This window comes from Synechococcus sp. CCAP 1479/10, assembly GCF_019038515.1.
GTDB lineage: Bacteria > Cyanobacteriota > Cyanobacteriia > PCC-6307 > Cyanobiaceae > Cyanobium.
This window is the reverse complement of sequence record NZ_JAFKRJ010000026.1, coordinates 287836-311698: the sequence shown is the minus strand read 5'-3', so window position 1 is coordinate 311698 and position 23863 is coordinate 287836. Positions and strand designations below refer to the sequence as shown.

Genomic DNA, 23863 nt, shown 5'->3' with positions numbered 1-23863 from the left:
GGTCAGGGGAGCGGGCCGCTGCCCTGGGGCTCCCTCGCCACACTCAATTCGTGGAAATAGGCCATATCGGCGGGAAGTGCTCGCGGCGCGGTGGATCGGGCCTCCAGGCGCCGCCGCAGGCCCCTGGCCCGCAGGTGATTCCAGCGGGCCAGGAGCTCCCGGAGCAGGGACGCCTCGCGGCCCCGCCGCTGGCTGCCGGCCGCGAAGGCCAGGGCGTACACCAGGGCCAGGAGCAGCACCCGGAGGGTCCGCTGGACGATCGCCCAGAGCTCGGGCCTCCAGGGGGAATGGATGACGTCCCGCGAGCTTCTCAGGGACTCCCGCAGCCGTTCGTTCAGGGTCCGCTTCAGGTCAGGCAGGGACTGGGGACTGTCGCCCAGCCGCAGCCCGGGGCCCTGCAGGACCGCGATCCTCTGCTGCAGATCCTCCACCGACGTGGCGGCTCCGATGGCGCGCTGGAACTCCCCGGCGCGTTCGGTTGCCACCGCCATGGCGCTGCTCTGGCTGCGGGCCACCAGGCCGTAGCCCTGGACGGCGGAAACGGCCTGAAGGGGAATCAGCAGCAGGAATCCGATCACCGCTCCGGTCGCCCAGCGGGCCAGCGCCCGGCGACGGGCCTGGAGACGGAGGTGGTCGGGCTCAAGATAGGCAAGCAGATGGACCAGCCCCAGCCCCACCAGGGCCAGGGGGGCGCCATCCAACAGGGCACTGATCAGGTTCGCGAGCCAGGCCGGTTGCCCGACCGCCATGGGGGGAATCGCGTTCAGCAGCGTCACGACGTAGGTGACGAAAAGGGCCAGGGAGATCAGGGACAGGACATCGGTGACGGTCTGGCGGTGCGGGTGCTGATCCGGATCGTTCAGTGACATCGGGAGGGGTAGGACCCTGTGCAGGCCAATGGCCGACATTGTGGCGGTGGTCGAGGCCTCTGTGGTGAAATCCTGCTGTGGATCTCGGGTCAGTCTCTGGCCCTGGGTATCGCAGATCTCCGAGAGATGCTGCTGAGCGAATGCCGACATCTTCTTGGGGGCGGTGTTAGATTCCCGTCGAACATCCATTGGCTTGATGTCTGCAGAGTACCGCCTGAAAAAGAAGGAAACATGCCTTCTTCTCGCCTGAATGATTCTCACCTGCATGAAATCAGCAGGCCCAGGTCAGCCAGGTTGATGACGTCAGTGCGCCAGCGAACCTCTCCCGCCAGCGAGCCGCCTCTGCTTCGGACCCGGGCCATGGGGTGCCGCCAGGCGCTGATCTGGGGCCTCGGGGTCGCTCTGGCGCTGGCCCTCGGCCACGAACGGCCCGCCCGGGCCAATGGGGCCCAGGCGGAGGGCTTCAACCTGGGGTGTGCCGCCGGCTTCGGTCTGGTGAACATCACCGCCAGCAACGTCGCCTCCAGCCTCGGCACCAGCACCGGTTCCCCCAACCAGCTCAACGGCGGCCCCACGGTCTCGCTGCCGGCAAGTTGCAGCGTCACCCCGTCAGCCCCCGCCCAGCCCGGCAACGGCCATGCCCTGGTGGGCGGTAATGCCCGGATCAATGCCGGATCGATCGCCGCCACCCGGATCTTCCGATCCCAGTCCGCCACCGTCACCAACGGCCCCGGCACCACGGTGGTCAGCAATGCCTGGACCGTCCAGGCCGAGGCGGATGCCCTGGCCGTGGCCAGCTACATCGGCGGCATCAACGCCTCGAACTGCACGGTGGCGCTGAGCTCCTGCCGCTACAACGATGCGGTCAACCTGTCCGGCAGCCTCACCCTCACCGGATCGCTGCCCACCACCGGGGGGATCAACTACTACAACGTCCAGACCGTCGGCAGAAACGTCGATCTCAATTTCGTCGGCTCGGGCCGTGAGTACTTCGTCTTCAACATGCCCGCCAGCCTCACCACCAACCAGGACTGGACGCTGCAGGGGAATGTGGATCCCTCGAAGATCATCTTCAACTTCGCCCGTCCCGGCTCCAACCTCGCCCTGACGGGCTCCGATGTCTTCGGCACCTTCCTGCTCACCGGCGGTGGCACGGCGACCCTGAATCGCTCCGGCAATGGAAATCCTTCGAGCATCACCGGCTCCCTGATCGTCATCAACAACCAATCCGCCCTCAGGTTCGGATCGACGACCGGCGCCAATCGTGTCAACGCCGTGATCAATGGCAGGCCCTTCAACCCCACTGCCCTGCGCAGCGTTCCCGTGCCGGGCCCCCTGCCGTTGCTCGGCGGCGCCGTGGCGTTCGGCTGGAGCCGGCGGCTGCGGCGTCGGTTGCGGCAGGCGAACCCGTTTCATCTGGCGACAATGGCCGGGACGGCTGCGCCGATGGCCGCTGGCTGCGTGCGACGCTGAATCCCCTGTATTGCCTTGGGAGATCCACGGGTGACCATCAGGATCGGCATCAACGGGTTCGGACGCATCGGCCGCCTCGTCTTCCGCATCGCCTGCGGGCGCGATGACATCGAGGTGGTGGGCATCAACGACCTGATTGATGTCGATTACATCGCCTACATGCTCCGCTACGACTCCACCCATGGGCGCTTCGTCGGCGAGGTGGCCATCGACGATGGTGCCCTGGTGGTGAACGGACGCCGCATCCGCATCAGTTCGGAGCGCGATCCCGCCGCCCTGCGCTGGGGCGATGTCGGTGCCGATGTGGTGCTGGAGTCCACCGGCCTGTTCCTGAATGACGAGCGGGCCCGTGCCCACATCACGGCGGGGGCGTCCAAGGTGGTGATGTCGGCCCCCTCCAAGGACGACACGCCGATGTTCGTGATGGGGGTGAACCACACCACCTATGCGGGCCAGGACATCGTCTCCAACGCCTCCTGCACCACCAACTGTCTGGCGCCGATGGCCAAGGTGCTGCATGACAGCTTCGGCATCCGCGATGGCCTGATGACCACCGTCCACGCCACCACCGCCACCCAGAAGACGGTCGACGGGCCGTCGGTCAAGGACTGGCGCGGCGGCCGTGGGGCCGGCCAGAACATCATCCCCTCCTCCACCGGCGCGGCCAAGGCGGTGGGCAAGGTGATCCCGGCCCTCAGCGGCAAGCTCACCGGCATGGCCTTCCGGGTGCCCACCCCCAACGTGTCGGTGGTGGACCTGACGGTGAACCTGGAGCGGGGAGCCAGCTATGACGCCATCAAGGCCGCCATGCGGGAGGCCGCCGCCGGTCCGATGGCCGGGATCCTCGGCTACACGGAGGACGCCGTCGTCTCGACCGATTTCCTCGGCGAAACCTGCACCTCGATCTTCGATGCCTCCGCCGGCATCGCCCTCACCGACACGTTCGTGAAGGTGGTGGCCTGGTACGACAACGAGTGGGGTTACTCCAGCAAGTGCCTCGATCTGATCGCCCACATCTCCGGCTGATCGCTCCGGCCCCGCCGCCAGCTCCCTAGCCCGTGGCGCGAATGCGGCAATGGGTGCGGATCAGGCTGGCGCCCAGCTCCAGCTGGCGCTGGTTGGCGTAGGCCTCGCGCTCCAGGGCCTTCTCCCAGTCGGAGGCCCCGGCATAGAGGGGATCGTCGAGGTGGAGCTTCAGTTCCGGCGGCACCTCCTGGCTCAGCCCCAGGGTCCTGGGGACGGAGCGCAGGCCGCCCGCCGCACAGCTCTGGGCCACGTGGATCGCCTCGTGGTTGAGCACCTGGGCGAAATCCACGGTGCCCTTGTCCACCACTGCGGGCTTGATCCTCAGGGTGCGACTGGCGTGGTCCCATTCCCCGGCGGCCCCCGTCTTTTTCGGTGCCGCCAGATGCACCTGCACACCGGCCTCCTCCAGGACGCCGAGCAGTTCGGCGATGGCCTGGTGCTTCTCGCCGTGGTCCGGTGGGGAGTCGATCAGGGCCTGCAGCTCATCCACCGAGAGTTCGGGTTCACCGGCCCGGCGGCGGTAGAGGAAGCGGACGCCCCCGCCGGCCAGGGGTTCGGCGGTGGGAATCCATTGGCGGTCGGCCTCCTTGAGGTTCTCGAGCAGGCCCCCCTCGACCAGCGCCATCGGCCGCAGCTGGGGATCGGGGGCGGGATCGAAGCGCTCCAGCAGCCGGGTGGTGACTTCGGGGGCCTGCTGGGGCAGGCTGCCCACCTGCTCCAGCAGGCCCGAGAAGGCGGCCCCCCCCAGCACCAGTGCGGTCACCCCGACGGCTAGGCCCCAGGCACGGCCATGGCGGGGTTTGGGCTCGAGCAGGTCCCCACAGCGCCCGCAGCGGGGAAGGCCCGTGAAGGCTTGCTGCAGCCGCAGGGGACGACCGCGGCAGGTGGGACAACGGAAGCGGGCCATCGCTCGTCAGACCGGCCTCCAGCATGACGGCAAAGGGGCCGGGATGTCGCGGCGGCGTGCGGTGGTTGCGAGGATCGCCACCGGTTCGATCCCCCCGTTGCGATGCCCCTCCACGCCCTCGTGCGCCAGCTGCAGGCCGCGCCGCTCACCGCCGAGGTGAGGGCACGCTGCGGGCGGCCCGAGCGCCTGCGGCTGAGCGGGGCGGGCCGGGCGGCCCGGGCCCTGGTGGCCAGCGCCCTGGCGGGCTGCAGCGAGGCCCCCCTGCTGGTGATCGTGCCGACCCTGGAGGAGGCGGGCCGCTGGGCCTCCCTGCTGGAGCTGATGGGCTGGCCCCTGTGCCAGCTCTATCCCACCAGCGAGGGTTCCCCCTACGAGCCCTTCGACCCCACCAGCGAGATCACCTGGGGCCAGCTGCAGGTGCTGGCCGAGCTGGTGGGCGACGGGGACGGGGCTTCGGGTGCCGGCGCCGGCCGCTTCGCCGTGGTGGCCACCGAGCGGGCCCTGCAGCCCCACCTGCCGCCGCCGCCGCAGCTGGCGGCCCGCTGCCTCACCCTGCGCCGGGGCGACCGGCTGGATCTGGAGCAGCTGGCCCACACCCTGGCCGGACTGGGCTACGAGAAGGTGCCCACGATCGAGCAGGAGGGCACCTGGAGCCGCCGCGGCGACATCGTCGATGTGTTTCCGGTCAGCGCCGAGCTGCCGGTGCGGCTGGAGCTCTTCGGTGAAGACCTCGAAAAGCTGCGGGAGTTCGACCCCGCCACCCAGCGTTCCCTCGATGTGATCGAGCGGGTGCGCTTCACTCCCACCAGCTACGCGCCACTGGTCGCCGAGGCCCTGCGGGAGCGGATGCCGGACGGGCTGGAGCGGCTGCTGGAGCCCGCCGCCCTCGACCAGCTGCTGGAGGGCGGCACGCCGGAGGGAATGCGGCGGCTGATGGGCCTGGCCTGGGAAGCGCCGGCAACGCTGCTCGACTACCTGCCCGCCGGCACGCTGGTGGCGGTTGATGAGCGTCGCCAGTGCCTGGCCCACGGCCAGCAGTGGTACGACCATGCCGCCGAGCACCACGGAGAGGTGGTGAAAGTTGCCGACGGCGAGCCGCCCCTGCCCCTGCCGGGCCTGCTGCACCGGCCGATCGCGGCGGCCCTGGCGGAGGCGGAGGCCTTCACCGGGTTCGACCTGGCGGAGCTGCACGAGAGCGACCGCCACCCGAACGTGCTCGATCTGGCCAGCCGGCCGGTGCCGGCCCATCCCAACCAGTTCGGGCGCCTGGCGGAGCAGATCAAGGGACACCTGCGCGAGAAGGCCCGGCCCTGGATCGTTTCGGCCCAGCCGTCACGGGCTGTGGCCCTGCTGGAGGAGCACGACTGCGTCACCCGCTTCGTGCCCAACGCCCGCGACTTCCCGGCCATCGAGCGGCTGGTGGAGCAGGCCACCCCGGTGGCGCTCAAGCTGCGCGGCACGGCCGAACTGGAGGGATTCCAGCTGCCGGCCTGGAAGCTGGTGCTGTTCACCGACCGGGAGATCTTCGGCCAGCACAGCCTGGCGGCCGGGGGCTACGTGCGCCGGCGCCGCAAGGCGGCCAGCCGCACGGTGGATCCCAACAAGATGCTGCCCGGCGACTTCGTGGTACACCGCAACCACGGCATCGGCCGCTTCCTGAAGCTGGAGAAGCTGGCCATCGGCGGCGAGGCCCGCGACTACCTGGTGTTGCAGTACGCCGACGGGCTGCTGCGGGTGGCCGCCGACCAGCTGGGCAGCCTCGGCCGCTACCGGGCCAGCAGCGACAGCCCGCCGGAACTCAACCGCATGGGCGGCACGGCCTGGACCAAGGCCAAGGAGCGGGCCCGCAAGGCGGTGGCCAAGGTGGCGATGGATCTGGTGAAGCTCTACGCCGAGCGCCACCAGGCGCCGGGCTTCGCCTTCCCCGCCGACGGCCCCTGGCAGGGCGAGCTGGAGGATTCCTTCCCCTACGACCCCACCCCCGACCAGCTCAAGGCGATTGTGGAGGTGAAGCGCGACATGGAACGGGACCAGCCGATGGACCGGCTGGTGTGCGGCGATGTGGGCTTCGGCAAGACGGAGGTGGCGATCCGGGCCATCTTCAAGGCGGTCACCGCCGGCAAGCAGTGCGCCCTGCTGGCCCCCACCACCGTGCTGGCCCAGCAGCACTGGCGCACCCTGAGCGAGCGCTTCGCCCCCTACCCGCTCAAGGTGGCCCTGCTCAACCGTTTCCGCACCGCCGGCGAGCGCAAGACGATCCTGGACGACCTGGCCAAGGGCAACACTGACGTGGTCGTGGGCACCCACCAGCTGCTGGGCAAGGGCACGGCTTTCCGCCAGCTTGGCCTGCTGGTGGTGGACGAGGAGCAGCGCTTCGGTGTGAACCAGAAGGAGAAGATCAAGGCGCTGCGCAAGGACGTCGACGTGCTGACCCTTTCGGCCACGCCGATCCCGCGCACCCTGTACATGAGCCTCTCGGGGGTGCGGGAGATGAGCCTGATCACCACGCCGCCGCCGCTGCGCCGGCCGATCAAGACCCACCTGGCCAGCCTCGATGAGGAGGCGGTGCGCAGCGCCATCCGCCAGGAGCTCGACCGCGGCGGCCAGGTGTTCTACGTGGTGCCGCGGGTGGAGGGCATCGAGGAGGTGGCGGGCCAGCTGCGGGCGATGCTGCCGGGGCTGCGGCTGCAGGTGGCCCACGGCCAGATGCCGGAGGGGGAGCTGGAGAGCGCCATGGTCGCCTTCAACGCCGGCGAGGCCGACGTGATGCTCTGCACCACGATCATCGAGAGCGGCCTGGATATCCCCCGGGTGAACACGATCCTGGTGGAGGACGCCCACAAGTTCGGCCTGGCCCAGCTGTACCAGCTGCGGGGCCGGGTGGGCCGCAGCGGCATCCAGGCCCACGCCTGGCTGTTCTATCCGGGCGATGCCTCCCTCAGTGACGCGGCCCGGCAGCGGCTGCGGGCGATCCAGGAATTCGCCCAGCTGGGCTCCGGCTACCAGCTGGCCATGCGCGACATGGAGATCCGTGGGGTGGGCAACCTGCTGGGGGTGGAGCAGAGCGGCCAGATGGAGGCGATCGGTTTCGACCTCTACATGGAGATGCTGCAGGACTGCCTGGCCGAGATCCAGGGCCAGGACATTCCGGCGGTGGACGAGACCCAGATCGACCTGCCGGTGACGGCCTTCATCCCGGCCGACTGGATCACTGAAGCCGACGAGAAGATGGCGGCCTATCGCGCTGCCGCCGAGTGCGGCGGCAAGGCCGCCCTGGTGGAGCTGGCCGCCGGCTGGGCCGACCGCTACGGCCCGATTCCGGCGCCGGTGCAGAGCCTGCTGCAGCTGATGGAACTGAAGCTGCTGGCCCGCCGCTGCGGCTTCTCGCGCATCAAGCCGGAGAAGCCCAACATCGCCCTGGAAACACCGATGGAGGAACCCGCCTTCCGCCGCCTGCGCCAGGCCCTGCCCCAGCACCTGCACGGCCGCCTGGTTTACCAGGGCGGCGCCGGCAGCACCGCCAAGGTGCTGGCCCGGGGCCTGGGGGCCCTGTCCCCCGCCCAGCAGGTGGAGCAGCTGATGGCGTGGCTGACCGCCATGGCCGGCCAGATCCCCGAGGCCGACGGGCGCACGCCGGAGCAGCGGGCCGAGGAGCAGGCGGCGACGAACGCGGCGGTACTGGTGGTTTGAGGCGTGGCTGTGGGCGGTGACGCTTGGGCCTTGGGGTGCCTGTTGCTAACAGATGGTCTGCTTCCCCCCGCCGATGATCGACCTCGCCAGCTACCGGCCCAGGGGCGACAAGCGCAACACCGCTTTCTTCGAGGACTATCTGCCCCGCGTCTACGTCCGGCGGGCCGCGTCGGGGCTGGAGCAGGTGGTGGGGCCGATGGCGGCCGTCGTGATCCAGGTGGACCACGGCAACGGCCTGCCCTACCTCGCGGAACTCACCCTCACCACCCCCTATCGCTACCAGGAGTGCTGGATCAACGCCACCCACCGCATTTACCTGCTCAAGGGGGGTGAGGCCTTGCCGCGGCTGATCGTGCTGGAGCCGCTGTTTGACGACTTCGAGGATGAGGTCACGCGCTGGAACGCGATGTATCCCCTCTCGATCGACAAGCCCAACGCTCGCTACATCGGCGAGATCTTCCAGGTGTCCTCCTGCCACGATCTGCGCGCCATCCTCGAACCCCAGAACATCCGCTTCGCCTATCCGGGGGAGACCGTCAACCCCTTCTATGCCTCGAAGCATCTCTGCTTCACCTTCCTCTCCGACTACACCTACAACCGGGTCGGCTATGTGGACCGGCCCCTCGATGGCCTGGCGGCCCTGGATCTGGGCGATCGGGTGCTGCTCGATGACGAGGCCCTCGAGCCCCTCACCGAAGCCGCCCGCCGCCACCGGGAACACGGGCTGGAGGGCAAGATCCTGGGCATCGACCACCTGGCCACGCGGGTGCTGGCCGGCGAGCGGGAGGATGCCATCCTCGAGTATCTGACGATGGTTCCCTACTACTACTGGGGCTCCTACGACATCGCCGAGATGAATTCCTCCACCAACGTCACCCGCCATCCGACGCTGGCGGACGACAAACTCTCCCCCGCCCGCGTCTTCACCGCCAACAACACCCCCTCCTATCTCAACTCCCTGGCCAACCTGCCCATGCCCACCGAGGACTTCGTCCGCAATTTCGGCCGGCGCATGCATCACATCGCCTATGAGGTTGTCGATGGCGACAGCAACGGGGAAAAGAACGTGGACGTGGTGGTGCGCACCCTGCGCGAGCTGGGCATCCCCTTCCTCGCCGACATGGTGGGGGAATGCGGCGACCAGCCCAACCTGCGCCAGATCTTCTCGCGCAGCTCGGCCTATTCCCTGCTGATCACCGAGTACGTGGAGCGCTGCCTCGGCTACGACGGCTTCTTCACCCGCGAGAACGTGGCGGCCCTCACCGAGGCCGCCGGCCACGCCGAGCGCTACGAGCACGGCCATGTCTTCGACTGAGGCGCCCAGCCGATGAGAATGTCCGTTAAGCTGGCGTCATCTTTCGTTACGCGCCGACATGGGTGAGCTGATCGAGGTCGCGGGCGCCACCCAGAATCCCCTGATGCTGCCGGCCTTCCTGGGGGTGCTCGGCCTCGGCTTCTTCGCCCTGCTCCAGTCGTCCGCCGGCAACAACGACGACGACGACTCCTCCCCCGGCGGTGGCCTGATGCAGCCCGTGGCCTGAGTCCCGGGCTTCACTCGCAGCTTTTCAGCCTCCGCTGCTGCCGGCCTTCTCCTGCTTCCAGGCAGCCGGCATCAGCACCAGGAACAGCAGCCACCAGGCGGCGATCACCACCGACACCCCGGCGGTGAGCCACCACAAGTGCAGCACGACCCAGCTGCCCGCCACGATGGCCAGACCGGTGAGCAGGATGCTCCACGGCTGACACCACCACGGCTTGAGGTTCCAGACCGAGCCGGGCGGGCTGCCCGGGTCGTGCTCCAGCGGCTCAGGGTTTGGCAAGGGCCGCCGGCAGGTTGGCGCTGCCGGGCTCGAAGGCCTTCTGCAGAGCGGCCCCAGCCTGCAGCTGCTTGCGCAGGGTGGACTCGGCCACCCGATACTGGCTGTCGCGGTTGGTGCCGATGTCCTCCAGCCTGAGGCGCTGGACCTCCTGCTCGGTCATCTTCACCGGCACGTCCGGGTTGATGCCGTGCTTATGGATGTCCCGGTTGCGGGGCGTCAGGTACTTGGCGATGGTCACCGTCATGCCCGAGCCATCCGAGAGCCCGCGGACGGACTGCACCAGACCCTTGCCGAAGGTCTTCTGACCCACCAGCACGGCGCGGTTGTTGTCCTGCAGGGCTCCGGAGAGGATCTCGCTGGCGCTCGCCGAACCCTCGTTCACCAGCACCACCATCGGCTTGGTAGTGAGGGCTTGGCCGGTGGCCCGCTTGACGTCCTGGATGCCGTCGCGGGTCTTGGTGGAGACGATGATCCCTTCGTTGATCCACTGGCGGGCGATCTCGACGCTCGCCACCAGCAGCCCGCCGGGGTTGCTGCGCAGGTCGAGCACGTAGCCCTGAACCCCCTGGGACTCCAGGTCGCGCACCGCCGCCCGCATGTCCTTGGTGGCGGTGGCACTGAACTGCTTGAGGCGGATGTAGCCGATCCTGCTGCCATCGGGTGCCGTGTTCACCTGATGGGTGACCGCATGGATCTCGATCAGCTCCCGGGTCAGGGGGGTGTCGATGTTCTGGCCCTTGCGGCGCAGCACCAGGTTCACGGTGGTGCCCGCCTTGCCGCGGATCAGCTTCACCGCGTCCTCGGTGCTCATCCCCTTGGTGCTCTTGCCGTCGATCGAGACGATCACGTCCTTGGGCTGCACCCCGGCCCTGGAGGCCGGCGAACCCTCGATCGGCGAGATGACGACCAGCTCCTTGGTCTCCTTGTCGACGCTCAGCTGGATGCCCACCCCGGAGAGCTCCCCGGAGGTGTCGATCTGCATCTCCTTGAACTCCCGCGGGTCCAGGAAACGGGTGTAGGGGTCGTCGAGGGTGCTGAGCATGCCCCGGATGCCCTCGTAGGCATCCTTGGGGGTGCTGTAGCTCTTGGAGAGCACGCTGCGGCGCAGCTTGCGCCACTGCTCAGGCGTGTACTTGCCCGTGGTGTCCAGGTAGTCGCGGAAGACGATCTGCCACGCCTGGTCCATCACCTCCTTGGGGCTGTCGCTGATCGACACGGTTCCGGTGGGGGTCAGCACCATCTCCCGGGCCATCACCGCCGTGGCGGCGCAGGCTCCGAGACCAACCAGCACCACGACGGTGGCGCGAGCTCTGCCCATGGTGGGGATCCTCAAGGAGTCTGAAACGTGGTTCCAACGTAGCGCCGATGCCTGGGGTGGGCTCCCCGTTCAGGGGTCGACCCAGCGACCGTCCTCCTTGATCAGGGCGATCAGCGCCTCCACCCCTTCGGCCTCGGGAACCCGGCGGATCTCCTCCCGCCCCCGGTACAGGGAAATCGTGCCGGGGGTCTTGCCGACGTAGCCGTAGTCAGCGTCGGCCATCTCACCCGGGCCGTTGACGATGCAGCCCATCACGGCGATGTCCAGCCCGGTGAGGTGGGCGGTGGCGTTGCGCACCGTGTGCAGCACCTCCTCCAGGTTGAACAGGGTGCGGCCGCAGCTGGGGCAGGCCACGTACTCGACCATCGTCTTGCGCAGCCCCATGGCCTGCAGGATCGAATAGCAGACAGGGATCTCCTTCTCCGGCGCCTCGGTGAGCGACACCCGGATCGTGTCGCCGAGGCCCTCGGCCAGCAGGGTGGCGATGCCGGCGGTGCTCTTGATGCGGCCGTAGTCGCCGTCGCCCGCCTCGGTGACCCCCAGGTGCAGGGGGTAGTGGAAGCCCTCGGCGTCCATGCGGAAGGCCATCATCCGGTAGGCCGCCAGCATCACCGGGGCCCGTGAGGCCTTCATCGACACGACGATGTTGTGGAAGTCGAGGCGGTCGCAGATGTGGATGAACTCCATGGCGCTCTCCACCATCCCCAGGGGGGTGTCGCCGTAGGTGAACAGCATCCGCTCCGCCAGGGAGCCGTGGTTGACGCCGATCCGCAGCCCCTTGTCCTGTTCCTTGAGCAGGCTCACCAGGGGTTCGAGGGTGGCCTGGATGCGCTCGCCGATCGCCGCCACCTCCTCCGGGGTGAACTCGGTGCGGTTGGGGTCGGGTTTGTCGAACACGTAGAGGCCCGGATTGATCCGCACCTTGTCGACGTGCTGGGCCACCTCCAGGGCGATCTTCATGCCGTTGTGGTGCACGTCCGCCACCAGCGGCACCGGTTGATAGCTGTCTTCCAGCCGCTGGCGGATCTCCTTCACCGCCTTGGCATGGGCGAGGCTCGGCACCGTCAGCCGCACGATCTCGCAGCCCGCCTCGTGCAGGCGGCGGATGCCGGCGGTGGCCCCCTCGATGTCGAGGGTGTCCTCGTTGATCATCGACTGCACCACCACGGGGTGCTCGCTGCCCACCCACACGTCGCCGACCCGGACGCTGCGCGTGCGCCGACGGCGGATCACCGTGTCGAAGCGGGGGTCACTGGCCCAGTCGGCCGGCAGGGGGGAGGTCCCCGGAGCGGTGGTGGTGGATGTGGCCAGGGTGCCGGTCATCTCGCGTGGGCCGGTGGTGGCCAAAGCCTGTCACAAAGAGGGTGTCGACGGTTGGTCCTGGTCCAGGCGCCGCCGCACCTCCTGCAGGTCCTGCCAGGTGAGCCACTTGGGCGAGCCCTGCTCCCGCGAGGGATTGCGCAGCAGGTAGGAGGGATGGAACACGGGCATCACCGAGCGGCCCTGCCAGGGATGCCAGCGGCCCCGCAGCCGGGAGATCCCCCCCTTGATCCCCAGCACCCCCTCCAGGGCGGTGGCGCCGGCCAGCAGCACCACGGAGGGATTGACGGCGGCGATCTGGGCGGCCAGCCAGGGGGCGCAGGCGGCGATCTCCTGGGGCGTGGGCCGGCGGTTGTCCGGCGGGCGGCACTTCACCACGTTGCAGACGTAGGCATCGCGCTCGCTGTCCAGCCCCACGCTGGCGAGCATCTGGTCGAGCAGCTGGCCGGCCCGGCCCACGAACGGCCGGCCGCTGGCGTCCTCCTGGGCGCCGGGCCCCTCGCCGATCACCATCAGCCGGGCCGCCGGATCGCCGCGGCTCACCACCACCCGCTGGCGGCCCTCCGCCAGGCCGCAGCGGCGGCACTCGCGGCAGTCCCGCTCCAGGGCCGCAAGGTCGGGCGTCCCCGCAGTGGCAGGCTCCGCGGTGGCAGGGGCCTCACCCAGATGGGACGGTTGCAGGGGAGATGGTTGCAGGGGATTGCCGGCCATCGCCCCATTCTTCGGCATGGCGCAGGGCGTAGGGCAAGATGGCGGGATTGCCGAATCGCGCCCTCCAGACGGCGCGCGCTGCCATGCCGGCCCCGTTGCCGCTCTCCGCCCGGGCGCAGGCGTTGCAGCCATCGCTCACCCTCGCCATCACCGCCAAGGCGCGCGAGCTGCGCGCCGAGGGCAAGGACATCTGCAGCCTCAGCGCCGGGGAGCCCGACTTCGACACCCCCGCCTTCATCCGCCAGGCGGCCGCCGAGGCCCTCGAGGCCGGCCACACCCGCTACGGGCCCGTGGCGGGCGAGCCTGATCTGCGCCAGGCGATCGCCACCAAGCTGAGCCAGGAGAACGGCGTTCCCACCCGGCCCGACCAGGTGCTGGTGACCAATGGGGGCAAGCAGGCCCTCTACAACCTCTTCCAGGTTCTGCTCGACCCCGGTGACGAGGTGCTGCTGCCGGCCCCGTACTGGTTGAGCTACCCGGAGATGGCCCACCTGGCCGGGGCCAGCGTCTGCTGCCTCCCCACCGATGCCAGCGGCGGGTTCCGTTTCAGCCCCGAGCAGCTCGAGGCGGCGATCACCCCGGCCAGCCGGCTGCTGGTCCTCAACAGCCCCTCCAATCCCACCGGCATGGTGCTCAGCCGCTCCGAGCTGGAGGGGATCGCCGCCGTGCTGCGCCGCCACCCGGCCGTGGCGGTGGTCTGCGACGAGATCTATGAGCTGCTGCTCTCCCCCGGCCACGTGCACCACAGCCTGGCGGCGGTGGCGCCCGACATCGCCGAGCGGATCTTCATCGTCAATGGCTTTGCCAAGGGCTGGGCGATGACCGGCTGGCGCATCGGCTGGCTGGCGGGCGCCCGCCATGTGGTGGCCGCCGCCAGCGCCCTGCAGAGCCAGAGCACCAGCAATGTCTGCAGCTTTGCCCAGTTCGGTGCCCTGGCGGCTGTCAGCGGCTCGCGCGACTGCGTCCAGGAGATGGCGGCCGAATTCAGCCGTCGGCGCTCCCGCCTCAGCGACGGGCTGATGGCGATCAGCGGCCTCGAGTTGCTGCCCCCCGAGGGGGCCTTCTACGCCTTCCCCGACGTCAGCGCCTGGGGGCTGGATTCGATGACCCTCTGCGGCCGGCTGCTCGACGAGGTGGGGCTGGCGGTGGTGCCCGGGGCCGCCTTCGGTGATGACCGCTGCATCCGTCTGTCCTGCGCGGCGTCTCCGGCCACCATCGACGATGGCCTGGAGCGGCTGCGCCGCTTCGGAGCCAGCCTCTGATCGCCCCGCCGGTGCAGGTGCCCAAGAAGCTGGTGGTGCTCGGTGACAGCGGTGTCTACGGCTGGGGCGATCCGGAGCAGGGCGGCTGGTGCGAGCGGCTGCGGCGTCACTGGATGGAGCTGCCCCAGGGGCCGGTGCTCTATGGCCTGGGGGTGCGAGGGGATGGGCTGGAGCGGCTGGCGGCCCGTGCCGAGGCGGAGGTGAGCCACCGGGGTGAACTGCGCCGCCAGCGTCCCCAGGGGATCCTGCTGTCGATCGGCCTCAACGACACGGCCCGGGTGGGCCGGCCCGACGGCCGCCACCAGCTGGCCCCCGACGCCTTCCTGTTCGGCCTGAAGCAGCTGCTCCCCCGGCTGGCGTCGATCGCCCCGCTGTTCGTGCTGGGCCTCACCCCGGTGGATGAGGTCGTGATGCCCTTCGCCGAGATGCTCTGGTACGACCTGGCCACGGTGCGCCGCTACGAGGGCCTGCTGGAGGAGGCGTGCATGGAGGCCGACGTGCCCTTCCTGCCGCTGCTCGATGGCCTGCTGGCCGACCCCCACTGGCTGCAGTGGCTGGGCAGCGACGGCCTGCACCTCAACAGCGACGGCCACGGCCAGCTCTACCGGCGCCTGCGTTCCTGGAAGGCCCTGCTGGACTGGGCCGGGCTGGATCCCCACAGCAGCGTGACGGCTGGCTTCTGACCCGGCGGCCCGGCCGTCAGTTTTCCCGGGGCGAATCCAGCGGCCATTCTCCCCCGGTCCGCCGCCCCTGGCATCACCCGATCGGATGAGAGCCGCTCCCCCCGTGGGATGAACCGCCGCCCGTGGCCGATGGCGACTCTGAAGGGACGGCCCGCGCTGGACCCACCGCCATGGATCGCCCCCCGCCCCCCTCGCCCCCGCCACCGGCAGCGGTGGTGCAGAGCACCCGCCGGGTGCCGGCCCCGGATCTGTGTCCAGGGTGCCGTGAGATCCCGGAGGCCATCGTCGATCGCCGCAGCCGCAACCGCCGCCGGCTCAAGGCGTTCGCCGAGGCCACCGATCCGGTCGTCCGGCTGCGCTGGCGCAACCTGCTGGTGGAGGACAACCTGCCGCTCGTCTACAGCATCGCCGGGCGCCAGGCCGCCGACGCGGGGATGGCCTTCGATGACCTCGCCCAGGTCGGCAGCCTCGGCCTGATCCGGGCGGTGGAGGCCTTCGATCCCGACCGCAACGTCAGTCTCAGCAGCTTTGCGGTGCCCTACATCCAGGGGGCGATGCGCCGCGAACGGCGGGATCGCCAGCCCCTGGTGCGTCCGCCCCGGCCCCTGTGGGATCTGCATCAGCAGGTGCTGGGCCTGCAGGAGGCCCGCCGCCGCCAGGGGCTCGATCCCCTGCCGCCCGCCGCCCTCGCCGACCGGCTGGCCTGTGATCCGGCCCGGCTCGAGGAGGCCCTGGGGATCCGCCGGGCCGCCCGGGTGCGCAGCCTGGATGCCCCCCTCGGCCCGGGTGGTGGCGAGTCCGAAGCGGCCAGCTGCCTGCTGGATCTGCTGGCCGCCCCCGCCTCCCCCTGCGGCGATGAGGCGGCGGCGGGCGAGAGCGAAGCCCGCGGCGCAGAGCGTCAGTGGCTGCGCCAGCAGCTGGCCGATCTCGATCCCCGGGAGCGGGAGCTGCTGGTGGGCCGCCTCGATGGCGGCTGCACCTGGGTGGAGCTGGGCCGGCAGCTGGGCATGCCGGCCCGCCAGGCCCAGCGCCGCCACGACGCCGCCCTCGATCGCCTCAGGCGCGCCGCCCTCGCCTGGCGCCAGCAGGCCCTCAGCCCACCGGCGGCGACAGCCACGGCACCAGCGCCATCGCCAGCAGGGCCGCCAGCAGGGTCTGGAGCCCGTTGACCACCTCATTGCTCAGCCAGCGCCAGTGACGCTGCAGGCTGGCGCCCACCACGCTCTCGGCCAGGGTGGCCACCAGCCCGACACCGCCCACCAGGGCCGCCAGCGGCCAGCCGCGGATCACCCCCAGGGCCCCCATGGCCAGGGTCATCAGGACGCTGCCCAGCAGGCTGGCGGCGGTGCCCTCCAGGCTGATGGCCCCCTCGGTGCCGGGGGGTACCGGCCGCAGGCTGGTGATCAGCACGGTGTGCCGGCCCCAGCGCTTGCCGATCTCGCTGCCGAAGGTGTCGGCGAGCTTGGCGGCGAAGCTGGCGGCGAATCCGGCCAGGAGCAGGGGCTGCATGGCCGCCGGTGCCCGGCAGGTCAGCAGGGCCAGCACCGTCCCCACCAGGGCGGAGCCCCAGACGTTCTCCGGCCCCCGGCGCCCCTCCCGCCCCTCGGCCAGCCCCAGCTCCCGCTTGCGCCGGAACCCCAGCTTCGTCACCGCGCTGCCCAGGGCGAGATACACCACCACCGCGAGCCAGCCGCGCCAGCCCAGGCTTCCCCACAGCAGGGTGCCGAGCACCCCGGCATGCACCCAGCCCGCCGGGGTGAGCAGGGGCAGGCGCTGGGCCAGCCCGATCAGCAGCCCGTTGATCGCCAGGGCCGCCAGCCAGTGGAGGGGGTCCTGGGGCGGCAGCGGCAGCATGGCGGAAGCCCGGTTGTGTTGCACAGATCTAAGCCAGGCGCTGCGGGGCGCCGGCTTCGGCGGATAATCCCTGCATCCGGCGGTGCTCCGAATGGTCTTCAAACGACCCAAGTTCTTCCTCGATCTGGGTGGCGGCGAAGGCAATCAGCCCCCGGCCGTGGTGGCCCCCCCCAAGGCCGAAGCCAAGCCAGCGGCCAAAGCCGCCCCCCAGCCTGCCGAGGCCAAGCCTGCGGCGTCTGCAGCCCCGGCGGCTGCTGAGGGCACCCCTCAGCCCGTTTCGGGTCTGACCACCGCAGAGGCGATCGCGGCCGAACTGGCCGCCGCCGAGGCGCTGCGGCCGGCACCCTCGTTGGCCACCTTCGCCCCCGACTGCGTCACCGCCGGGGGCGCCACCCCGATGAAGCGCCGCACCCCCGGGGCGAACCTGGGCGTGTTCAAGGAGATGGCGGCCGGCATGATGCGCTCCTGAGCGCTCGCCAGTCGGCCAGCAGGGCCAGGCCGGCCACCGCGGCAGTCGCCGTGCGCAGGATGGTTGGCCCCAGGCTCACCGGCTGCCAGCCGGAGGCTTCGGCCCGTTCCTCCTCCTGGGGGCTCCAGCCCCCTTCCGGGCCGATCGCCAGCCGGAGGCCGGCCGCCAGGTCCTTGTCGCTCGCCCCCTCGCCCGCCCCGTCCAGCAGTTCCCGCAGCCTTTGGCTGCAGAGGGGCAGCCCCTCCCGCCGGGTGGTGGCCAGCAGGCTGATCCCGGGCGAGGGCCGGCTCAGCCACTCCCGGGCCGGCTGGGGAGATGCCAGCACCGGATGCCACAGCCGTTCGCACTGCTCGGTGGCCTCTCGCACGATCCCCTGCCAGCGCTCGAGGGGACAGCGCTCACCAGGGGCGCCACGCTCGGCCAGCAGGGGCTGAAGCCGGTCGGCCCCCAGTTCGGTGGCCATGCGCCAGACCAGATCCGCCTCCCGCCGCGGCACGGCCATGGCGAGCTCCAGGGGTGGCCAAGGCGGCTCCTCCCGCAGCAGCGGCTCAGCAGGTGCCTGCTCCAGCCGCAGGCCCCGCTCCGGGTCGAGCACCGCCGTCCAGAGTCCGCCGACACCGTCGACCAGCGCCAGCCGGTCGCCGGGGCGGTAGCGCAGCACCCGTTCCAGGTAGTGGCGTTCCGGAGGCTCCAGGGCCAGCCTGGCCAGCTCCGGGCCCCCGGCCGCCAGGGCGGCGATCCGCTCCGGGGTGATCAGCAGCCGGCGCAGCTCCCGCCCCATCAGTCTCCGGTGAACGGGCTCTCGGGCTCCTCGTCAATCGGCCAGTCCTCGTTGAGGCCGCCGATCACCAGTTCGGTGATCTCGAGAACGTCGTTGTCCAGCTGGCGCAGGGCGTTGATCAGCACATCGAGGGCCAGGGCATCGCTGGTGCCCAGGTCGACCCAGCAGCGGGCCCAGTCGTCCTGGTACTCCATCGGCCCCATGTTGTGCATCAGGGCGGGCAGACAGCGTTCGGCGGATTCGGTGTCGTAGGGGAGCCAGCCCAGGTCCACACCCCCCTCGTGGGTCTGCAGGTTCTCGGCATTGAAGCCGCCCAGCTTGCCGAGGAAGAACCAGCTGTCGAAGGCCGTTTCGACGTAGCCCCGCTCGGACCCGCCGGGCTGGTCGGCGAAGCGCAGCCAGATCCAGCAGTTGAACGGATCCACCTCGCGAAATCGGACATCCATGGAGAAGGGGAGACGGCGCGCGTGTCCCCCCATCCAACACGTTCCCGGGCGCCGGCGCCGCAGCGCCGGACGGCATGCTGGTGGGATGCTCGACGTCATCGGTCTGCGCTATCACCCGGCCACGGCGGCCGCGCCGGTGCTGCGTGACGTGTCGCTTCAGCTGGCGGTGGGAGCCCCGGCCCTGGTGGCCGGCCGCAGCGGCAGCGGCAAGACCACCCTGCTGGAGGTGCTCTGCGGTCTGGCCGAAGCCGATGCCGGCCGCATCCTCTGGCAGGGGGAGGCCCTCAACAGCCGCCAGCGCCGCTGGCTATGCGGCCTGGTGTTCCAGTTCCCGGAACGCCATTTCCTCGGCCTGACGGTGGGCCAGGAGCTGAAGCTGGGCCAGCGGCGGCTCACCGCCGAGAAGGCTGAGGCGGTGCTGGAGCAGGTGGGTCTCGGCCACCTCTCCCTGCAGCAGGCTCCCGAGCGGCTCAGCGGCGGCCAGCAGCGGCGGCTGGCGCTGGCGGTGCAGCTGGTGCGGGATGCCCGGGTGCTGCTGCTCGATGAACCCACCGCCGGCCTCGACTGGACCGTGCGTGAGGAGGTGCTGCAGCTGCTGGCCGACCTGGCCCGGGAGCGGGCCCTGCTGGTGGTGACCCACGAACCCGAGCTGTTCCGGGGTGTGATCGACCACGGCTGGCGGCTGGAGGCCGGTGCCCTGGGGCCCCTGGAGGCGCCCCGATCCGCCTCCTTACGATGACCAGCTGATGGTGGGGGACGGCTGGATGGGGGATCGGTTCATGGGAGGCCAGTTAATGGGGGCTCAGTTCATGGGGGACAGCCTGCTGAGGGCCACCGGCGCCGGCGGCGGCATCCGCATGGTCGCGGTCACCACCACCGCGGCCAGCCGCGTGGCCCGGGAACGCCACGGGCTCTCCTTTCTCACCACCGCCCTGCTGGGCCGTGCCATGACGGCGGCCCTGCTGCTGGCCAGCTCGATGAAGGTGGCCCATGGGCGTGTGAACCTGCGCATCCAGTCCGACGGACCCCTGCGGGGCCTGATGGTGGATGCGGGCCGGGACGGCAGCGTGCGGGGTTACGTGGGCCGCCCCGACCTGGAGCTCGATCTGCTCCCCGACGCGGACGGCGGCCACCGCTTCGACTTCCGCCGCGCCACCGGCACCGGCTACCTGCACGTGGTGCGGGACCGGGGCCAGGGCGAACCCTTCAGCAGCACCGTGGAGCTGGTGAGCGGCGGGATCGGTGAGGACGTGGCCTCCTACCTGTTGCATTCCGAGCAGACCCCCTCGGCCCTGTTCGTGGGGGAGACGATCGACAGTTCCGGGGTGCGCTGCGCCGGTGGGGTGCTGGTGCAGGTGCTGCCGAAGGCGGCGCGGGAGCCGGCCCTGGTGGCCCTGCTGGAGGAGCGTTGCCGGGAGATCACCGGTTTCAGCGAGCGGCTCGCCGCCAATGCCCACCAGCTTCATGCCCTGTTCGAGGACATCTTTCCGGATCTCGATCCCCAGCCCCTGGAGGCGGCTCCGATCGAGCAGCCGGTGCGCTTCCATTGCCCCTGCAGCCGCCACCGCAGCGTCAGCGCCCTGCGGCTTCTGGGCCGCGATGAACTGAGCGCCATGCTCAGCGAGGACGGCCAGGCGGAACTGACCTGCCATTTCTGCAGTGAGGTCTACCGGGTGGGGGCAGAGGAACTGCAGGAGCTGATCGACGAGCTGGCCGCTGTGGCCTGACCTGAAGCCCCGGGGCTCAGGCGATCAGGAGGGCTCCGAGCAGCAGCAGCAGGATGGCGGGAATGCTCTGCAGCTGGAGGGTGGAGACCGGCAGGGCCGAGCTCAGGGAGGGCCCCAGCCCACCGGCCAGCAGGCCTCCGAGGACCAGACCCACGCAGAGGAGGGCGAAGGACCAGCCCACCGCCGCCAGAAAGCGTCCGTTGCGCCGCTGCAGGTTGAGCAGGGTGACGCCCGTGGCCAGAGCCGTGAGCAGCTCAGGGGCGGCGCCGGGCATCAGCACCAGCAGCACCAGCAGCACTCCGTCGGCCGCCAGGGGAAGCCAGAGATCGCGGCCGCTGGCCAGCTGCAGACGGGGCAGGGAGAAGCTCGGGCGCGGCAGTCGCGAGGGGGGAAGCTGGGGCAGGCTCGGCAGGGCCGAAAGGGCGGGCCGGCTCGGGGGTGGTGAGGCCTGCTCCCGCTGGGAGGCGGAACGGGCGGCGCTGCTGACCCGCCCCTGCTGACGCTCCTTGAGCCGATCCATCAGCACGGCGTCGTAGGCGGCCTCGATGCGGGAGCGCACCATCGGATCTTCGCCGGCCTCCTGGAGCCGAGCCAGCTTGGCCTCCTGGACCGTGTCGAAGGAGGCATCCGGGGCGACACCCAGCCGCTCGTACGGATCGGAGGCGTCAGGGCCCGGATGGGGCAGGTCGGATCCTTGGTTCATACCAACGAGCGTATCGAGCCAAGGCTAAAAAAGCGGTTCACTGCGGTGATATCCGGCTTCCTGTTGCAGACGGCGACGGCAGGCCTCGGCCTCCTCGATGGCCAGCGACCGGCGCCGCTTGAGCAGGGGCATCTGGGGGGGCAGGTGGCTGCCTTCACGCATCTCCACGGCCCCCTGGGAGGGCTGGAAGCTGACGTAATCACTGCCCCCGTCGCTGCGGGGACGCACAAGCCAGAGCGGGAATGGCGTCACGGATCGAGGCATCGCAGTGACCGTCCGTTGCGGCGTGACGATTTGTTGCTTCATTCTGCCCCCTCCGCCGGGGTTGCGCGAGGGAGGGGTTTCCCCCGCACCGACCCCAACGGCGCCCCGGGTTCAGAGGGCGATCGGCTCCACCCCGCTCACCACCGGCGCCACCCCGTGCAGCTCCAGCTCGGGATGGTCCTCCTGCAGCTGGTGCAGATTCCAGTCGTTGCGGAACAGCAGAACCGGCCGGTCCCAGGCGTCGCGGACCGTCTTGCAGTTGAACAGGCGGCCGACCCGTTCCAGGGCCGGCCAGCCGCCGCTCACCCAGCGGGCGACGCTGAATTCCAGAGGTTCGAGCCGGCTGGTGACGCCGTACTCGTTCTCCAGCCGGTACTGCACCACCTCCAGCTGCAGCTGGCCCACCGCCGCCAGGATCGGGTCCCGCTTGCTGGGGTCGGTGTCATAGAGCACCTGGACGGCCCCCTCCTCCCGCAGCTCGTTCACCCCCTTGCGGAAACTCTTGAAGGCCGAGGGGTTGGGATTGCGCAGCCAGGCGAAGATCTCCGGGCTGAAGCAGGGAATGCCCTCGTACTCCACCCGCGAACCGGTGTAGAGGGTGTCGCCGATGGCGAACATGCCGGGGTTGTTGAGGCCGATCACATCACCGGGGTAGGCGTCCTCCACCACCTCCCGGTCCTGGCCGAACAGCTTCTGGGGGCGGGACAGGCGGATGGTGCGGCCGCTGCGGGCGTGGCGCACGTTCATGTCCTTCTCGAAGCGGCCGCTGCACACCCGCACAAAGGCGACGCGGTCGCGATGGCGGGGGTCCATGTTGGCCTGGAGCTTGAACACGAAGCCGCTGAACTCCGGTCGCAGCGGATCCACCGGTCCCTGGTCGCTCTCCCGGGCCACCGGCGGCTGGGCCAGCTCCAGGAAGGCATCCAGGAAGGGGCGCACCCCGAAATTGGTCATCGCCGAGCCGAAGAACACCGGGCTCAGCTCACCGGCGTGCACCCGCTCCAGATCCAGCGCCGCCCCGGCCCCCTCCACCAGCTCCAGTTCCTCCTGGGCCAGCTCCAGCAGCTCCGCCTCCACGAGCCCGGCCCGATCGGGATCGCCGGGGGCCAGGCGCCGCTCCAGGCTCTGGCGGCCTCGCTCGGCCCGCTCGAACAGCAGCAGATCCTGGGAGCGCCGGTCGATGACGCCGCGGAAGCGGTCGCCGCTGCCGATCGGCCAGTTCACCGGCCAGCAGGCCAGCCCCAGCTCCTGTTCGATCTCGTCGATCAGCTCCAGGGGTTCGCGCCCCGGCCGGTCCATCTTGTTGATGAAGGTGAAGATGGGGATCCGCCGCATCCGGCAGACCTCGAACAGCTTGCGGGTCTGGGGCTCCAGACCCTTGGCCGCGTCCACCAGCATCACGGCGTTGTCGGCGGCGGCCAGGGTCCGGTACGTGTCCTCCGAGAAGTCCTGGTGACCGGGGGTGTCGAGCAGGTTGATCGTGCTGCCGGCGTAGTCGAACTGGAGCACGGTGGAGGTGATCGAGATGCCGCGCTGCTTCTCCAGCTCCATCCAGTCGGAGGTCACCTTGCGCTGCTCCCCCTTGGCCTTCACCGCCCCGGCCTGCTGGATGGCCCCGCCGTAGAGCAGCAGCTTCTCGGTGAGGGTCGTCTTGCCCGCATCGGGGTGGGAAATGATCGCGAAATTGCGGCGCCGGCTCACCGCCGCCGCCAGTGCCGCGGCGTCGGTGTCCGGAACGGGGACGGAGGGGGGTCGGCTGGTCATGGGGCCAGCCTGCCAGGCAGGCCGTGGCCCTGGATCTCCAGATACCGGTCGTCCACCTCCCGCACCTGAAGCCCCCCCAGCCCGGCGGCCTCCAGCTGCTCGATCACCTCGGCGGCGGTGAAGGCCGCCCGCAGGGAATGGGCATAGTCCCGCCGCAGCACCTCCGGCGCGGCGCCGGCGTGGCGGGCCACCAGGGCCTCGAGGTCGGCGGCGTTCGCCGGCCGGCGCAGATCCCTCACGTAGAGGCTGGTGTCCGGACCCGAGAGCTGCTTCACGGCTCCCCAGAACACGCCCGGATCATGGAGATGGTGCAGCAGGCTGTTGCTGACCACGGCGCTGCAGGGGCCCGCCAGCTGGGGGCTGGGCAGCACCAGCCGCTGGAAGCGCACCTGGCGGTGGGCGGCCGGCTGCGCCAGCCGCCGCCGCTCGGCGATGGCCAGCATGGCGGCCGATCCGTCGATGCCCAGCACCCGGGCCTCTGGCCAGCGCCGCGCCACAAGGAAGGTGATGTTGCCCGGTCCGCAGCCCAGATCCACGACGTTCAGCCCCTCCCCGTCGCCGCTCCCCCGCAGGGCGGGGAGGGCCGCGATCCGCTCCAGCACCGCAAGGTCACCGCTGGAGAAATCCGCCGCCGCATAGGCCTCGGCCTGCAGCGGCTCGTCCATCAGCTCCGGTTCGCAGATCCGCTCCATCGCTCCAGCATCGCGTTCGGGCGCCAAAGGCACCGTGGCTGGTGGGGTCGGGGCGTTGCAGACCCTACAGGTGGCGTTATGGTG

Annotated in this window: 24 protein-coding genes; 11 read left to right on the top strand and 13 right to left on the bottom strand. The window is 70.4% G+C overall.

Annotated elements, in window-relative coordinates; genetic code table 11:
• Positions 1-2: 2 nt before the first annotated feature.
• Positions 3-869, bottom strand: coding sequence for a hypothetical protein (locus KUG39_RS09750; RefSeq protein ID WP_190609560.1), 867 nt, complete (start codon positions 867-869; stop codon positions 3-5).
• 360 nt (positions 870-1229) lie between these two features.
• On the opposite strand from KUG39_RS09750, the gene KUG39_RS09745 reads away from it, so the two are divergent.
• Positions 1230-2342 (top strand): hypothetical protein, encoded by a 1113-nt coding sequence (locus KUG39_RS09745; protein ID WP_216914791.1) that lies wholly within the window; start codon positions 1230-1232, stop codon positions 2340-2342.
• A 30-nt stretch (positions 2343-2372) separates the two neighbouring features.
• A complete protein-coding gene (gene gap, locus KUG39_RS09740; RefSeq protein WP_216914789.1) occupies positions 2373-3368 on the top strand; it encodes a type I glyceraldehyde-3-phosphate dehydrogenase in 996 nt (331 codons plus the stop codon).
• A gap of 25 nt (positions 3369-3393) precedes the next feature.
• Here gap and KUG39_RS09735 read toward each other — a convergent pair whose 3' ends face one another.
• Complete coding sequence (locus KUG39_RS09735) at positions 3394-4275, bottom strand: hypothetical protein (protein ID WP_216914787.1); 882 nt, start codon at positions 4273-4275, stop codon at positions 3394-3396.
• A 102-nt stretch (positions 4276-4377) separates the two neighbouring features.
• Here KUG39_RS09735 and mfd point away from each other — a divergent pair, with 102 nt between their 5' ends.
• From mfd to KUG39_RS09720, 3 genes are read left to right on the top strand one after another with little or no spacing between them, the layout of a single operon-like run.
• Entirely contained in the window at positions 4378-7965 is a 3588-nt protein-coding gene (gene mfd / locus KUG39_RS09730; RefSeq protein WP_216914785.1) for a transcription-repair coupling factor, read from the top strand.
• 52 nt (positions 7966-8017) lie between these two features.
• Positions 8018-9280: a hypothetical protein gene (locus KUG39_RS09725; RefSeq protein WP_286193088.1), complete on the top strand. Its 1263-nt coding sequence runs from the start codon at positions 8018-8020 to the stop codon at positions 9278-9280.
• Between the two features lie 58 nt (positions 9281-9338).
• Positions 9339-9506 (top strand): hypothetical protein, encoded by a 168-nt coding sequence (locus KUG39_RS09720; protein ID WP_190609555.1) that lies wholly within the window; start codon positions 9339-9341, stop codon positions 9504-9506.
• Between the two features lie 24 nt (positions 9507-9530).
• On the opposite strand, the gene KUG39_RS09715 is transcribed toward KUG39_RS09720, so the two are convergent.
• From KUG39_RS09715 to KUG39_RS09700, 4 genes are all read right to left on the bottom strand, one after another.
• The gene (locus KUG39_RS09715; protein WP_216914783.1) at positions 9531-9785 is read right to left on the bottom strand and encodes a DUF6737 family protein; all 255 of its coding nucleotides are present in this window, start codon (positions 9783-9785) and stop codon (positions 9531-9533) included.
• The gene (locus tag KUG39_RS09710) at positions 9772-11103 is read right to left on the bottom strand and encodes a S41 family peptidase (protein WP_216914781.1); all 1332 of its coding nucleotides are present in this window, start codon (positions 11101-11103) and stop codon (positions 9772-9774) included. The genes KUG39_RS09715 and KUG39_RS09710 overlap by 14 nt, the downstream gene beginning before the upstream one ends.
• 69 nt (positions 11104-11172) lie before the next feature.
• Positions 11173-12426 carry a (E)-4-hydroxy-3-methylbut-2-enyl-diphosphate synthase gene (gene ispG, locus KUG39_RS09705; protein WP_094584737.1) on the bottom strand — a complete coding sequence of 418 codons (1254 nt, stop codon included), beginning with the start codon at positions 12424-12426 and terminating at the stop codon, positions 11173-11175.
• Positions 12427-12456: 30 nt separating this feature from the next.
• Entirely contained in the window at positions 12457-13134 is a 678-nt protein-coding gene (locus KUG39_RS09700) for a uracil-DNA glycosylase (protein ID WP_286193087.1), read from the bottom strand.
• A gap of 83 nt (positions 13135-13217) precedes the next feature.
• Between KUG39_RS09700 and KUG39_RS09695 the strand changes: the two genes are divergently transcribed.
• From KUG39_RS09695 to KUG39_RS09685, 3 genes are all read left to right on the top strand, one after another.
• Positions 13218-14396: a pyridoxal phosphate-dependent aminotransferase gene (locus KUG39_RS09695; protein WP_094584689.1), complete on the top strand. Its 1179-nt coding sequence runs from the start codon at positions 13218-13220 to the stop codon at positions 14394-14396.
• Positions 14397-14407: 11 nt separating this feature from the next.
• Positions 14408-15079: a GDSL-type esterase/lipase family protein gene (locus KUG39_RS09690; protein ID WP_216914777.1), complete on the top strand. Its 672-nt coding sequence runs from the start codon at positions 14408-14410 to the stop codon at positions 15077-15079.
• 170 nt (positions 15080-15249) lie between these two features.
• Positions 15250-16248 carry a sigma-70 family RNA polymerase sigma factor gene (locus KUG39_RS09685; protein WP_216914774.1) on the top strand — a complete coding sequence of 333 codons (999 nt, stop codon included), beginning with the start codon at positions 15250-15252 and terminating at the stop codon, positions 16246-16248.
• Here KUG39_RS09685 and KUG39_RS09680 read toward each other — a convergent pair.
• Positions 16172-16933, bottom strand: coding sequence for a TIGR00297 family protein (locus tag KUG39_RS09680; RefSeq protein WP_216914772.1), 762 nt, complete (start codon positions 16931-16933; stop codon positions 16172-16174). The genes KUG39_RS09685 and KUG39_RS09680 overlap by 77 nt on opposite strands.
• Positions 16934-17024: 91 nt before the next feature.
• Here KUG39_RS09680 and KUG39_RS09675 point away from each other — a divergent pair, with 91 nt between their 5' ends.
• A complete protein-coding gene (locus KUG39_RS09675; protein WP_094584685.1) occupies positions 17025-17402 on the top strand; it encodes a hypothetical protein in 378 nt (125 codons plus the stop codon).
• On the opposite strand, the gene KUG39_RS09670 is transcribed toward KUG39_RS09675, so the two are convergent.
• Both KUG39_RS09670 and KUG39_RS09665 read right to left on the bottom strand, forming a co-directional pair.
• A complete protein-coding gene (locus KUG39_RS09670; protein ID WP_216914770.1) occupies positions 17368-18183 on the bottom strand; it encodes an RsmE family RNA methyltransferase in 816 nt (271 codons plus the stop codon). The two genes, KUG39_RS09675 and KUG39_RS09670, sit on opposite strands and share 35 nt — an antisense overlap.
• Positions 18183-18629, bottom strand: coding sequence for a DUF3531 family protein (locus KUG39_RS09665; protein WP_190609543.1), 447 nt, complete (start codon positions 18627-18629; stop codon positions 18183-18185). Before KUG39_RS09665 ends, KUG39_RS09670 begins: the two co-directional genes overlap by 1 nt.
• An 85-nt stretch (positions 18630-18714) precedes the next feature.
• On the opposite strand from KUG39_RS09665, the gene KUG39_RS09660 reads away from it, so the two are divergent.
• Entirely contained in the window at positions 18715-19368 is a 654-nt protein-coding gene (locus KUG39_RS09660; protein ID WP_094584682.1) for an ABC transporter ATP-binding protein, read from the top strand.
• A 70-nt stretch (positions 19369-19438) separates the two neighbouring features.
• A complete protein-coding gene (gene hslO / locus KUG39_RS09655; RefSeq protein WP_094584736.1) occupies positions 19439-20356 on the top strand; it encodes an Hsp33 family molecular chaperone HslO in 918 nt (305 codons plus the stop codon).
• A gap of 16 nt (positions 20357-20372) precedes the next feature.
• On the opposite strand, the gene KUG39_RS09650 is transcribed toward hslO, so the two are convergent.
• The 4 genes from KUG39_RS09650 to KUG39_RS09635 form a co-directional block, all read right to left on the bottom strand.
• Positions 20373-21059, bottom strand: a complete 687-nt coding sequence (locus KUG39_RS09650) for a CPP1-like family protein (RefSeq protein ID WP_094584681.1) — start codon at positions 21057-21059, stop codon at positions 20373-20375.
• A 24-nt stretch (positions 21060-21083) separates the two neighbouring features.
• Positions 21084-21323: a hypothetical protein gene (locus KUG39_RS09645; RefSeq protein WP_094584680.1), complete on the bottom strand. Its 240-nt coding sequence runs from the start codon at positions 21321-21323 to the stop codon at positions 21084-21086.
• Positions 21324-21434: 111 nt separating this feature from the next.
• Entirely contained in the window at positions 21435-23087 is a 1653-nt protein-coding gene (locus tag KUG39_RS09640; RefSeq protein WP_190609541.1) for a peptide chain release factor 3, read from the bottom strand.
• Positions 23084-23779 (bottom strand): class I SAM-dependent methyltransferase, encoded by a 696-nt coding sequence (locus KUG39_RS09635; protein ID WP_190609539.1) that lies wholly within the window; start codon positions 23777-23779, stop codon positions 23084-23086. Before KUG39_RS09635 ends, KUG39_RS09640 begins: the two co-directional genes overlap by 4 nt.
• Positions 23780-23863: the final 84 nt, after the last annotated feature.

Excerpts from the sequence above, each read along its gene's own strand:
- KUG39_RS09720 (WP_190609555.1), top strand. The coding sequence starts at position 9,339 with ATGGGTGAGCTGATCGAGGTCGCGGGCGCCACCCAGAATCCCCTGATG.
- KUG39_RS09685 (WP_216914774.1), top strand. The coding sequence starts at position 15,250 with ATGGATCGCCCCCCGCCCCCCTCGCCCCCGCCACCGGCAGCGGTGGTG.
- KUG39_RS09665 (WP_190609543.1), bottom strand. The coding sequence starts at position 18,629 with ATGGATGTCCGATTTCGCGAGGTGGATCCGTTCAACTGCTGGATCTGG.
- mfd (WP_216914785.1), top strand. The coding sequence starts at position 4,378 with ATGCCCCTCCACGCCCTCGTGCGCCAGCTGCAGGCCGCGCCGCTCACC.
- hslO (WP_094584736.1), top strand. The coding sequence starts at position 19,439 with ATGGGGGACAGCCTGCTGAGGGCCACCGGCGCCGGCGGCGGCATCCGC.
- KUG39_RS09670 (WP_216914770.1), bottom strand. The coding sequence starts at position 18,183 with ATGGGGCGGGAGCTGCGCCGGCTGCTGATCACCCCGGAGCGGATCGCC.
- KUG39_RS09725 (WP_286193088.1), top strand. The coding sequence starts at position 8,018 with ATGGTCTGCTTCCCCCCGCCGATGATCGACCTCGCCAGCTACCGGCCC.
- KUG39_RS09650 (WP_094584681.1), bottom strand. The coding sequence starts at position 21,059 with ATGAACCAAGGATCCGACCTGCCCCATCCGGGCCCTGACGCCTCCGAT.
- KUG39_RS09645 (WP_094584680.1), bottom strand. The coding sequence starts at position 21,323 with ATGCCTCGATCCGTGACGCCATTCCCGCTCTGGCTTGTGCGTCCCCGC.
- KUG39_RS09635 (WP_190609539.1), bottom strand. The coding sequence starts at position 23,779 with ATGGAGCGGATCTGCGAACCGGAGCTGATGGACGAGCCGCTGCAGGCC.
- KUG39_RS09700 (WP_286193087.1), bottom strand. The coding sequence starts at position 13,134 with ATGGCCGGCAATCCCCTGCAACCATCTCCCCTGCAACCGTCCCATCTG.
- KUG39_RS09640 (WP_190609541.1), bottom strand. The coding sequence starts at position 23,087 with ATGACCAGCCGACCCCCCTCCGTCCCCGTTCCGGACACCGACGCCGCG.
- KUG39_RS09660 (WP_094584682.1), top strand. The coding sequence starts at position 18,715 with ATGCTCGACGTCATCGGTCTGCGCTATCACCCGGCCACGGCGGCCGCG.
- KUG39_RS09695 (WP_094584689.1), top strand. The coding sequence starts at position 13,218 with ATGCCGGCCCCGTTGCCGCTCTCCGCCCGGGCGCAGGCGTTGCAGCCA.
- KUG39_RS09745 (WP_216914791.1), top strand. The coding sequence starts at position 1,230 with ATGGGGTGCCGCCAGGCGCTGATCTGGGGCCTCGGGGTCGCTCTGGCG.
- ispG (WP_094584737.1), bottom strand. The coding sequence starts at position 12,426 with ATGACCGGCACCCTGGCCACATCCACCACCACCGCTCCGGGGACCTCC.
- KUG39_RS09675 (WP_094584685.1), top strand. The coding sequence starts at position 17,025 with ATGGTCTTCAAACGACCCAAGTTCTTCCTCGATCTGGGTGGCGGCGAA.
- KUG39_RS09680 (WP_216914772.1), bottom strand. The coding sequence starts at position 16,933 with ATGCTGCCGCTGCCGCCCCAGGACCCCCTCCACTGGCTGGCGGCCCTG.
- KUG39_RS09735 (WP_216914787.1), bottom strand. The coding sequence starts at position 4,275 with ATGGCCCGCTTCCGTTGTCCCACCTGCCGCGGTCGTCCCCTGCGGCTG.
- KUG39_RS09750 (WP_190609560.1), bottom strand. The coding sequence starts at position 869 with ATGTCACTGAACGATCCGGATCAGCACCCGCACCGCCAGACCGTCACC.
- KUG39_RS09710 (WP_216914781.1), bottom strand. The coding sequence starts at position 11,103 with ATGGGCAGAGCTCGCGCCACCGTCGTGGTGCTGGTTGGTCTCGGAGCC.